The 11072-nt window shown below is 58.8% G+C and carries 10 protein-coding genes and 1 tRNA gene; 9 read left to right on the top strand and 2 right to left on the bottom strand.

Features of this window, described 5'->3' with window-relative positions; genetic code table 11:
* From rplT to B3520_RS13780, 8 genes are all read left to right on the top strand, one after another.
* The coding region (gene rplT, locus B3520_RS13815) for a 50S ribosomal protein L20 (RefSeq protein ID WP_286876311.1) at positions 1-346 on the top strand (346 nt) is incomplete at its 5' end.
* A gap of 111 nt (positions 347-457) precedes the next feature.
* A complete protein-coding gene (gene pheS, locus B3520_RS13810; protein WP_024459885.1) occupies positions 458-1471 on the top strand; it encodes a phenylalanine--tRNA ligase subunit alpha in 1014 nt (337 codons plus the stop codon).
* A 10-nt stretch (positions 1472-1481) separates the two neighbouring features.
* Complete coding sequence (pheT, locus tag B3520_RS13805) at positions 1482-3863, top strand: phenylalanine--tRNA ligase subunit beta (protein ID WP_286807209.1); 2382 nt, start codon at positions 1482-1484, stop codon at positions 3861-3863.
* Positions 3864-3874: 11 nt separating this feature from the next.
* Positions 3875-4183, top strand: coding sequence for an integration host factor subunit alpha (ihfA, locus tag B3520_RS13800; RefSeq protein WP_024459887.1), 309 nt, complete (start codon positions 3875-3877; stop codon positions 4181-4183).
* Entirely contained in the window at positions 4164-4523 is a 360-nt protein-coding gene (locus B3520_RS13795) for a MerR family transcriptional regulator (protein WP_024459888.1), read from the top strand. The genes ihfA and B3520_RS13795 overlap by 20 nt, the downstream gene beginning before the upstream one ends.
* Positions 4524-4613: 90 nt before the next feature.
* Positions 4614-4690, top strand: a tRNA-Pro gene (locus B3520_RS13790).
* A 290-nt stretch (positions 4691-4980) separates the two neighbouring features.
* The gene (locus B3520_RS13785; RefSeq protein WP_286807210.1) at positions 4981-5265 is read left to right on the top strand and encodes a peptidoglycan-binding domain-containing protein; all 285 of its coding nucleotides are present in this window, start codon (positions 4981-4983) and stop codon (positions 5263-5265) included.
* A 166-nt stretch (positions 5266-5431) separates the two neighbouring features.
* Entirely contained in the window at positions 5432-6061 is a 630-nt protein-coding gene (locus B3520_RS13780; RefSeq protein WP_286807212.1) for a hypothetical protein, read from the top strand.
* A 51-nt stretch (positions 6062-6112) separates the two neighbouring features.
* Here the strand turns inward: B3520_RS13780 and B3520_RS13775 are convergent, their stop codons facing one another.
* Positions 6113-6484, bottom strand: coding sequence for a thiol-disulfide oxidoreductase DCC family protein (locus tag B3520_RS13775; protein WP_286807213.1), 372 nt, complete (start codon positions 6482-6484; stop codon positions 6113-6115).
* Between the two features lie 120 nt (positions 6485-6604).
* Here B3520_RS13775 and B3520_RS13770 point away from each other — a divergent pair, with 120 nt between their 5' ends.
* Complete coding sequence (locus B3520_RS13770; RefSeq protein WP_286807214.1) at positions 6605-7906, top strand: serine hydrolase domain-containing protein; 1302 nt, start codon at positions 6605-6607, stop codon at positions 7904-7906.
* A 122-nt stretch (positions 7907-8028) separates the two neighbouring features.
* On the opposite strand, the gene B3520_RS13765 is transcribed toward B3520_RS13770, so the two are convergent.
* Positions 8029-11072 (bottom strand): alpha-2-macroglobulin family protein (locus B3520_RS13765; protein ID WP_286876310.1); only part of this gene is annotated, 3044 nt, incomplete at its 5' end.

Here is an 11072-nt window from a genome sequence, read left to right as displayed (position 1 = left end):
GCGTGGTGTGGAAGCACGCCGTCGTCACAAGAAAGTTCTTAAGGCTGCAAAAGGTTATTATGGAGCCCGTTCACGGGTATTCCGCGTAGCCAAACAAGCGGTTATCAAGGCCGGTCAGTACGCTTATCGCGACCGTCGCAACAAGAAGCGTAACTTCCGTCAGCTGTGGATCGCGCGTATCAACGCCCAGTCCCGCGCTGAAGGTCTGACTTACAGCAAATTGATCGCCGGCTTGAAGAAAGCCAACATCGTTCTCGACCGTCGCGTACTGGCCGATCTGGCCGTTCACGACAAAGCGGCGTTTGCCGTCGTTGTTGCACAGGCTAAATCAGCTCTGGCTGCTTAATCGTCAACAACGTCTGACACGGTAACGTGTCTGAATGAGCGCGATAAGAGGGGGGACTGGTTTCAGTTCCCCTTTTTTATTGAATAAACCAAAGAATTTGGGTTTTGACTGATGGAAAATCTCAATGCGCTGACCGAAGCGGCGCTCAAGCAGGTACAAGACGCCGATGACCTGGCCAGCCTGGACAAGGTCCGGGTCGAGTATCTGGGCAAGAAAGGCAGTATCAGTGCCCAGATGAAAAGCCTGGGTAAGCTGTCCGCTGAAGAGCGGCCTGCGGCCGGGGCGAAAATCAACGAAGCCAAGAATCAGGTTCAGGACGCGCTGAACGAGCGCAAGGCGGCGTTGGAAAAAGCGGCCATCGATGCTCAGCTCGCCGCCGAGACCCTGGATGTGACCCTGCCGGGCCGCGCCAACCAGACCGGTGGCCTGCACCCGGTCACTCGCACGCTTGAGCGCATCGAAGCCATTTTTGCCGCGGTGGGTTACACCGTGGAAGAGGGCCCGGAAATCGAAGATGACTATCACAACTTCGAAGCCCTGAATATTCCGTCCCATCACCCCGCGCGGGCGATGCACGACACCTTTTACGTGGACGATACCCACGTGCTGCGCACCCATACTTCACCCGTGCAGGTGCGCACCATGGAAAACCAGAAGCCGCCCATTCGCATCATCTGCCCGGGACGGGTATACCGCTGTGACTCGGATCTGACCCATACCCCCATGTTCCATCAGATTGAAGGCCTGGTGGTGGACAAGGGCATCAGCTTTGCCGACCTGAAAGGCACAGTGGACGAATTCCTGAAGTCGTTTTTCGAGGCCGATGTGCCCGTGCGCTTTCGTCCGTCTTATTTCCCGTTTACCGAGCCCTCGGCAGAAGTGGACATCGGTTGTACCCATTGCGGCGGCAAGGGGTGTCGGGTGTGCAAGCAGTCCGGCTGGATTGAAATCATGGGCTGCGGCATGGTGCACCCCAACGTTCTCAGCGCCTCTGGCGTCGATCCCGAAGTCTACAGTGGCTTCGCCTTTGGGCTCGGGGTGGAGCGCATGGCGATGCTCCGCTACGGCGTGAACGATCTGCGCCTGTTCTTCGAAAACGACCTGCGTTTCCTGAAACAGTTTTAAGAGTCCGATTATGAAAGTAAGTGAATCCTGGTTGCGGGAGTGGGTAAACCCGGCCATCACCACCGATGAACTGGCCGCTCAGATCACCATGGCGGGCCTGGAAGTGGATGCTGTTGACCCGGTTGCGGGCGAATTCACCGGCGTGGTGGTTGGCGAAATCGTCTCGGTCGAACAGCACCCGGACGCGGACAAGTTGCGCGTGTGTAAAGTGGCGGGCGAGGGCGATGAACTCCGGCAGGTGGTGTGCGGTGCGCCCAACGCCCGTGAAGGCATCAAGGTGCCGTTCGCGACCGTCGGCGCCAAGCTCCCCGGCGACTTCAAAATCAAGAAAGCCAAGCTGCGCGGTGTAGAGTCCTTTGGCATGCTCTGCGCCCAGACCGAGCTGGAAGCCGGCGATGATGACGACGGCCTGTGGGAGCTGCCCGTCGATGCGCCCACCGGCACCGACCTGCGCGAGTATCTGGGCCTGAACGACCAGATCATCGAAGTCGATCTGACTCCGAACCGCAGCGACTGCCTGAGCATCAAGGGCATTGCCCGGGAAGTGGGCGTTCTCAATCGCCTGTCGGTCAATGAGCCCGAGATCGTTCCGGTCAAACCGGTCAACGACGAGACCCGGCCGGTGACCCTCAGCGCGCCGGAAGGCTGCAGCCGCTATGTCGGTCGCGTGGTCCGGAACATTGATATCAGTCGCCCCAGCCCCCTGTGGCTGCAGGAGAAGCTGCGCCGCGCCGGTCTGCGCAGCGTCGATGCGGTGGTGGATGTCACCAACTACGTGCTGCTGGAGCTGGGCCAGCCCATGCATGCGTTCGACCTCGCCAAGCTCAGCGGCGGTATCGACGTACGCCTGGCCGAGGCGGGTGAAAAACTTGTCCTGCTGGACGATCAGGAAGTGACCCTGACCGAGGGCACTCTGGTGATCGCCGACCAGGACAAACCCCTGGCCATGGCGGGCATCATGGGCGGTCGCGATAGCGCGGTCGGCCCCGAAACCCGGGACATTTTCCTGGAAAGCGCCTTTTTCAATCCTGTCGCCATCGCCGGTAAAGCCCGCAGCTATGGTCTGCATACCGATTCTTCCCACCGCTTTGAGCGCGGTGTGGACTACCAGCTGCAAGAACAGGCCATGGAACGTGCCACCGAGCTGCTGCTGAGTGTGGTGGGTGGTGAGCCCGGCCCGCTGGTCAAGGCCTGGGATGAGTACCACCTGCCGGGCGATCGCACCGTCAGTCTGCGTCGCGAGCGCGTGACCAGTGGTCTGGGTTTGGAATTGCCGGATGAAGACGTGGAAGCTATCCTGACCGGTCTGGGGCTGACCCTGACCGAACAGACCGATGCCGGCTGGACCTTTGCGGTGCCCAGCTACCGATTCGATCTGGCCATCGAGGCGGACTTGCTCGAAGAGCTGGCCCGAATTTACGGCTACAACCGCCTGCCGACCCGCAGTCTGGCCGCGGCCATGAGCGTTCCGGCCCGTCCGGAAGGGCGCCTGTCCCTGGAGCGTATTCGCCGGGAACTGGTGGCGCGGGATTATCAGGAGACGATCACCTACAGCTTCATTGAGCCCAAACTGTCCCGGCAGTTTGCGCCGGATATCGAGCCCGTCGCCCTACGCAATCCCATCAGCGCTGATATGGCGGTCATGCGCCCGACCCTGTTGCCCGGGTTGGTGTCCACTCTTCAGCACAACCTGAACCGCCAGCAGGAGCGTGTGCGACTGTTTGAGAGCGGGCAGCGGTTTGTCCCCGGTGCAGACGGTAAGCTGCGTCAGGAGCCCATGCTGGCCGGCCTGATCTATGGCAGTCGTCAGCCCGAGGGCTGGGCCAACGCCAAAGAGCCCGTGGACTTCTACGACCTCAAAGGTGACCTGGAAGCAGTGCTGGCACTCACTGGTGCCGGTGACGAGTTCCGCATGGCGCCCGGTGCCCACCCGGCCCTGCACCCGGGCCAGTCCGCCGCCATTTACCGGGGCGAGACCCAGGTGGGCGTGATCGGTACCCTGCATCCGCAGCTCCAGCGTGGTCTGGACATCCCTGGAGCGGTATTTGTGTTCGAGCTGGCCCTGTCGGCGCTCAAGTCCGCCCGCAAGCCGGCCTTTGAGCCGCTGTCCCGCTTCCCCAGTGTCCGTCGGGACCTGGCGCTGCTGGTCGACCGGGGCGTGGCGGCCCAAAGCCTGTTCGATTGCGTCAAAAGCCACGCCGGTGAGCAACTGCGAGACTTAAAGGTCTTTGACGTGTATGTGGGCAAAGGTATTGATCCGCATAGAAAAAGTGTCGCTCTGGGCTTGACCTTTCAGGACGCTTCGCGCACTCTTAACGAGGAAGAGATCAACGCCTCGGTCGAGCGGGTAGTGGAACGCTTGAAAGAGGAGTTTGGTGCCACCCTCAGATAGGGATAAGAACTATGTCGGGCGGGGCTCTCACAAAAGCCGATCTAGCCGAAAAACTCTACGACGAGCTTGGCCTCAACAAGCGTGAGGCCAAAGAGCTCGTGGAGCTGTTTTTTGAGGAAATCCGGCGGTCACTGGAAAGCAACGAACAGGTAAAACTGTCCGGATTTGGTAACTTTGACCTGCGAGATAAAAGCCAGCGCCCGGGGCGCAACCCGAAAACCGGGGAAGAAATCCCCATCAGCGCCCGCCGGGTGGTCACCTTCAGACCAGGACAAAAACTCAAGGCCAAAGTAGAAGCCTATGCTGGAACCAAGCCATAACGACGAATTGCCGGTCATTCCGGGCAAGCGCTACTTCACCATTGGTGAGGTCAGCGAGCTTTGCGCCGTGAAACCCCATGTACTGCGCTACTGGGAGCAGGAATTCCCCCAGCTCAAGCCGGTCAAGCGTCGGGGTAACCGCCGGTACTATCAGCGCCAGGATGTGCTCACCATCCGCCAGATTCGGGCCCTGCTGTACGATCAGGGCTTCACCATCGGCGGCGCCCGCCAGCAGATGGAAGGGGAGACGGCCCAGCAGGACGCCAGCCAGTTCAGCCAACTCGTCGGCCAGATGATCGCCGAGCTGGAAGAAGTCCTGGAAGTGCTGAAAACCCGCTAAATCAGGCACTTGCAAAATCACGATTTTGCGGTATCATGCCCATCCCTGTGACGGACAGCCCCAACGGCACCGCTCACAGCCAGCCAAAATCGGAGCGTAGCGCAGTTTGGTAGCGCACCACACTGGGGGTGTGGGGGTCGCAGGTTCAAATCCTGCCGTTCCGACCAAATACCATCGTTTAAGCCCTTGATTCCCAAAAGGAATCAGGGGCTTTTTCGTTTCTGGTCTTCTTTGTGCTGTCGCGCTTTTCCCGTAGGGCGGATAAGCGCACAGCGCGCATCCGCCGCAACCAATCGATGTTCCTAAACAGCACTATCTGATTTTGTGACAAAAGTCCGGCTACTCGGCTAAAAACCGGTATTAAACTCGTTATAATTGCGTGACGAGGAAACCGATTATGGGATGATCTGGTTTTCTGTAGTGAATTTTAAGAGACCACGGAAACAGGAGGTGTAAGGTGTCTTACGCGAGTCAGTTTAACAGGGTAAATCTCTCCTCTTTACAGCGTAGCGTCGGAAATGGCGGCGCTAACCTTCCTCTTGATGTGCTTCTTATCCAGCGTTTGCTGAATGGCACAAAGCACTTGTATCAGGGTAAAGAACCATTGCTGCCGGATGGGATCTATGGTCCCGCCACAGGGCGTCAAATATCCCTTTATCAAAAATCTGTGGTGGGTATGGTAAATCCCGATACGCTCATAAATATCAATCGAGCTACCCATCGAAGCCTGGGACGTCGTTGAAATCGGACTACTTACTCAATCAACTGATTCATTCGCAGTTGAATCATCAATGGCAATGATCATGCTGAAGAAATCGCGCGGGATGCCAGGGATTTTGAGGACCTGCTCTTTGCTTCCTCTGCACAGAAACTGTTCCGATTGATGCCCAACAACAGGTTTGCACACTATGCGTAGTCTTGGACTCCTCGGTCTTTTTTGGTTGGCTCTGTCTGTTCCGGCTTGCGCCGACACCAGCGAGGCTTCGGCCGAAGCCGAAAGTGATCCCGATACTGTCGATGCGAAGAAACAGCAGGAGGGTAACAGGAAGGACCTCGTGCAGCCGCTGCCAGAGGGGTGGGAATCTTACACCCATAGCGATTGGCTGAAATCTTTAGACATTACCGATTGCAAGACCGAGAATCAGGGCAGTGAGCCCCGTCGAAAGCATTGGATTACTCTTGAGGAGCGCTTGAGGTTACTAAGCCTGACCTGTGAGTTCGGCGCCTATCAGGATGCGTTTCACCTGTTCGTCGTTGATGTTCAAGCCGCAACGTTTAAGAAACTGATCCTGCAGCCACCTGAAGGTTCGGAGGCCACAGAATCCGGCGATCTTGCCAGAGGCGTCGTGTATATGAGTGAGCAAGGTGACAAAGTCGAGTTTGTCCATTTGTCCGCCGCCACAGGTGCTTGTGGATGGCGAGCCATTTATTCAATAAAGAACATAAAGCGGGGTGGCTTGGTCACTCCCGATACTGCGTTTGGTGACGACGATTGCTACAACGGTGTAACCGTTGAAGGTTGGTCGGAAATTCACTGATAACAAGGGTCGAGGTTGGTCGGTGAGAAATGGGTTGCTTCCAACCGCAAGCTAGCCTCGACCACTTTTCCTCAAGCGACGGTCCACCCAGGCGTGATAGCTGCGGGATAATAACCCGCGAATGCCGGGAAGGCCGATCAGCCACGCTACGGGTCGCAACAGACGGGTTTTTCGCATCAGCAGGATGTAGGCATCCAGCTCCCGGTGTATCTGCCCCTCGCCATCTTGCACATGCAGTTCGCGCAGGGCCCTGTCGGGGTCTATTCCACGCTGTTTCAGTTCGTCATCGCGGCCGGTTATATCGACCCATTGGACGGCTTCGCCGGCGCTACCCGCCAGGCGCTCATAGCGCTGGCGGTCGGCCACGCAGCGGGGGCAGGCGCCGTCGTAGTAAACAATAAGGTGGTCGTCGTGGTTGCTCATGGTAAGAACCTGTCTGTGGCTGAGCGTGGGTGACGATTTGTATGATGTATACCGTATAATGACGGTACCATAAACGACCTATGTCTAACACAGAGAGTGGAGCGACGGATGAAAAAAATAATGACGATTGGATGGGCGATGCTGGTTCCGGTGTTGCTGGCGGCAGGCTGTACCACCACGGAGACCTCAAAGGGCTTCGAGTACCCTTCGGACATTGCTCGGGTGGGCGCTGATCCGGCCAAGGCGGCAGAGATTGATGCGCTGCTGAAATCCTTTGTGGAGGAGAAGAAAACCAACAGTGTGGCGGCGTTCGTCGCCCGGGACGGGAAGGTACTGTATTCCGAGGCCTTTGGCTGGAGGGACATGGAGGCGGGCGTGCCGGCCAGTGTGGATGACTACTACGCGCTTTTCTCCCAGACCAAGGCGGTGACGACCGTCGCGTTTATGACGCTGGTGGAGAAGGGACTGGTGGATATCCATGATCCTGTCTCTAAGTATTTTCCGGGTATTCCGGATCAGGTCATTACCGAGCTTCACGACGACGGTCGCTATGAGACACGCCCGGTTGAGACGCCGATGACTTTTGTGCATCTGATGGCGCATACGGCGGGTTTCGATGCCCATCTGGCGGGGGAGCTCCGTAAGCAGCACAGTGGGGAGCCCATGGGGTTTCTCGGTTTTGGCGGAAAGGAGCCTGATTTCGTACCCATCGGTCAGCATACCTCCGGTGGGGATTTCAGCGCAGAGTATCTGGAAGAGGAAATGCTCGCATTGGCGGAGTACCCGTTGGGCTTTGATCCCGGCGCGGAGTGGCACTATCACCTGAGCACCAACATGCTGGGTTACCTGATTGAGCGGATTTCCGGGCAGCCGCTGCGTGACTACGTGAAGGAAAACGTGCTGGACCCATTGGGTATGGACGATACCGACTGGTTTCATGCACCGGAAGATTTTGATCGCTTCGTCAAACCTTACCGTGCAATCGACGGTGAGTTGGTGCCGGGTACGGAGTTGTATATCAAGGGTGCTGTCACCGAACAGCAGACCTATGCGGAGGGCGCCATTGGCCTGAATGGCCCGATCGAGGATTACGCCAAGTTCTGCCAGATGCTGTTGAACAAGGGCGAGTTTAACGGCCAGCGGATTCTTGAGCCGGAAACCGTGGAGCTGATGACCACGGTAAATCGCCTGCCGCTGGCGAGCCGACCGTTTGAGTTTGGCTTGGGTTTTGAGCTGTATAACGATGAAAAGGAGCCGGTACCGGCGGTATCCGACTCCGCTTACGCCTGGGGCGGACTTTTGGGTACGGCCTATATTATCGACCCGGAAAAGAACATGATCGCGCTCTTTTACCGAAATATGTATGAGCGCGAGGAGCTGTACCCGCAGTTCCTGGAAAAGGCCTATGAGCTAATCGAGTAGGTCGGATTAGCGAAGCGTAATCCGACATCCCGGTAGAACAGGTTCCGTGTGTGTCGGAGGCGGGGCAGCGATTGTCGGATTACGCGCTGGGCGCTAATCCGACCTACGGGCTCTGCGGGCCATCATGGTGTTTCGACCACCCGGACGGTTTCTGTGGCCGAGCGGCCGAAAGTTTCCGGTTGGTACATCTCTTCGGCTTTGGCCGGTGGTACCACGAACTCACCGGGCGTGGTGGCCAGCGCGGTGTATTCGTAGTGATACACGCCGGGTTCCAGTTGGGTGCTGAAGGCTTCGGCGCGGTCGTCGCGCAGTTGCTGGTGGTTGTACCAGTGCCCGGGTCGGATTCGGCTGCCCATGATTCCTCGTTCGTTCTCCCGGATCGGCGCACTGGTTTCCAGGGCGGGATTGAGTGCTTCGAAGCCCGCCGGCAGGCGGTCGGTAAGGGCGACGTGGTGGCGCCGGGCGGGAACTGTGAGGGTGAGCGTCACACGCACGGCGGCGCCGGCTTTGATGTGCCAGGTGCCGTCGTCGGCCTGTGTGACATCGTCAGGATCATTGACGGCTTCATAATGGCGCGCCACCTGAAACCCGTGTCGGGCGGCATCCAGTTGTAAATCCGCCGGGGTGTATTCCATTCCGATTCGGTAGTAGAGACGACCTTGTCCCTCGTGTTGTAGTGCCAGAGTGGTTGTGGGTTCGCCGCTTTGCAGTTCACTCATTGAAACCCCGGTGCGGGTGGGCTTGCCGCCCCGGCCCTGAAAGGATTGCTCACCGAGGTAGCGGTCACCCAGCCAGGCCCGAGCGGTCAGGTCGGGCACTTCGGCTTCCCGGGCCTGGAAGTAGTGTTTCAGGGCGAGCAGGACGAAGACGTTTTCCTGAGTGTTGCCCCAGTGGCCATTGCGGCGGTGGTTGACCAACCCGCGCGCGAGTTTTTCGATCAGGTCACTGTCCGGGCGGGCGCTTAGCAGTGCGTCCAGAACCACCGCGTCGGTGCGTCGACTGCCGTGCAGCACCCAGTGCCCGCCACCGGCATAGTCTTCCACAAAAGAGGCGGTGGCCGCAGTTTCTCGCAATTGATTGGTCAGGCGGCGCAGGATGTTTTCGTGCAGCGGCTCCGCACTCGGCTCGTTGGCCGTGGCGCTCAATAACCAGCCCATGGCTTCAAGGCTCAGCTCGCTCTCCGTCTGCCGGAAATGATCGATGGCAGCGGAGGCAACTGAGTCACCCGCCAGGGCCTGCACATAGATGCTGTAGGCAAGCACGCTATTGCCGGGTTTTTCCGCCATGGATTTGGGGAGTTGCTGGGCGACGGAGCGGGTATAGCTCAGCGCCGACTCCAGAACCCTGGCCGGAACCTCGTAGCCCGCCTCACGGGCTCGCAACAGGGCGTGTGTGACGTGGACTGAGAGATACGCCTGAGACGTCTCATTGCGCATCCAGAAGCCCCAGCCGCCATCGCGATTCTGCAGCTCTTCCAATCGGCCCAGAAGGTCGCCAACACTTTGTTGTATGGCCGCCTCATCCGGTAAGCCTTCCGCATTGAATGTGCCCAGTAATTCATTCAGGCTGGCAATGGCCATCAGGCGTGAGGCCAGTTGTTCGGCACAGCCGTAGGGGTAGTCGTACAGGTACAGGAAGGCGTCCTGCAGGGATTGGAACTGGGTGCTGCTGGTAGTCAGGCTCAGGCCGCCAAAATCCGGATAGACGTTATCGGGGACGTCGATCTGTAGAAATTTATTGCCCTCGGTCAGGCTGCCGTATTGTGCAAAGGCTTCGTCGGTGGCGGGGCGTTGAACGGGAACGGCGACTTCGGCCGCATCCAGTCGCTCGCCGGAGCGGACGATCACCTGCACGCGGGCTTCACCCACCTGAATCGGTTCAGCACTGAAGCGGACCTCGCGCCGGTCGTTGGCGGGAATGGTCAGCCGTCGTCCGGGGGCGCCGCTCAGTGTCAGGTTGCTGGCCCGCAGCGCGAGCTCAACGGTCATGGCCTGGTCGGTGGTGTTCTGTACCACGACGGGCAATTCGGCCCGGTCGCCCAGGTTCAGAAAGCGCGGCAGGGAAGGGCGGACCATCAGGGGCAAGCCAACGTCTATCTGGGCACCCCCTGCACCGAACTGCTGCTCGGTGTGGGCCACCGCCATTATGCGATAGCGGGTGAGGTTGTCCGGTAGCGTGAAGGAGACATTTGCCTCGCCTTTTGAATCCAGGGTAACCGTGGATTCAAAGGTGGCCAGGGCACTGAAGTTCTGGCGCAGTGTGACGGTCGGGTTTGCGCTTTCGCCGGGGCCGCGATCTACGGCCATCGACATTTCTATGGCGCGTACTCCCGAAACCATGACTTCTTCGACTAGACCGTCGTTCGCGTCTTTTGGGACTAGCGGTATCTCCGCTCGCGACCGGTATTCAAAAACACCGTTAATGGCTGCGCTATACATTTCAGTTAGTGGGTCGGGCAGGGTGTAGCCCGCCATATCCAATACCGCCTGATCAACCGCATAGAATGTCACTTCTGCGTCCGCCGCGGGCGCGCCCTGCGGGCCGGTTACCCGGGTGGACACCTCAATCGGGTCGCCGGGTTTAAAGGCTTCCGCACTCGGGGTGACCTCGACGCTCAGTTGACGGTGAGTGTTTCTGACCGGCAGTGTCAATTCTCCGACCGCTATCTGGGGCAATGATTGGCCCTCGGCAGGTGTTCCGCCAATCGCTTCGGCGGTGACCACCAACTGGGGCAGGTAGTTGTCTTTGATGGGTACTTCCAGCGTATGGGTACCGTCCTCCAGGTAGTGATAGTCCACCTCGACCAGCCCCTGGCGCTGCACGGTCACCAGTGTGTGCGCCTCGGTGAAGGGTGTCTGTATTTGAACGTTGGCGGTATCACCCGGGGCGTATTCATCCTGATCGGGGATCAGTTGGACGCGCGGTTGCTCCTCATAGGTGGGCCCGATGTCGTTTATGGGGCCGGCGACCCAAAGGTGAATCTGTGAGCGGCTTTGACGGCCTTCGGTGTCCGTCACCGTGGCGGAAATCCGATACTGCCCGCTGTCGGCGGGGCTGAATTCACAGGTCTGTTTTTTATCTGACGGCGTGCAGTTGACGGTGTCCTGTGTCTGCCAGTTGCCGTCTTCCCAGGCCAGGCGTTCCACCTCGATGTCGGGCGCATCCG

The organism is Marinimicrobium sp. UBA4509 (genome assembly GCF_002388575.1).
In the GTDB taxonomy this organism is placed as follows: Bacteria; Pseudomonadota; Gammaproteobacteria; order Pseudomonadales; family Cellvibrionaceae; genus Marinimicrobium; species Marinimicrobium koreense.
Note: the sequence above shows the minus strand (reverse complement) of the source record. Positions and strands in the feature narration are given on the sequence as shown.

Bases quoted from the DNA above. Each gene is read 5' to 3' on its own strand.
- pheS (WP_024459885.1), top strand. From the start codon at position 458: ATGGAAAATCTCAATGCGCTGACCGAAGCGGCGCTCAAGCAGGTACAA.
- B3520_RS13795 (WP_024459888.1), top strand. From the start codon at position 4,164: ATGCTGGAACCAAGCCATAACGACGAATTGCCGGTCATTCCGGGCAAG.
- B3520_RS13780 (WP_286807212.1), top strand. From the start codon at position 5,432: ATGCGTAGTCTTGGACTCCTCGGTCTTTTTTGGTTGGCTCTGTCTGTT.
- B3520_RS13770 (WP_286807214.1), top strand. From the start codon at position 6,605: ATGACGATTGGATGGGCGATGCTGGTTCCGGTGTTGCTGGCGGCAGGC.
- ihfA (WP_024459887.1), top strand. From the start codon at position 3,875: ATGTCGGGCGGGGCTCTCACAAAAGCCGATCTAGCCGAAAAACTCTAC.
- B3520_RS13775 (WP_286807213.1), bottom strand. From the start codon at position 6,484: ATGAGCAACCACGACGACCACCTTATTGTTTACTACGACGGCGCCTGC.
- pheT (WP_286807209.1), top strand. From the start codon at position 1,482: ATGAAAGTAAGTGAATCCTGGTTGCGGGAGTGGGTAAACCCGGCCATC.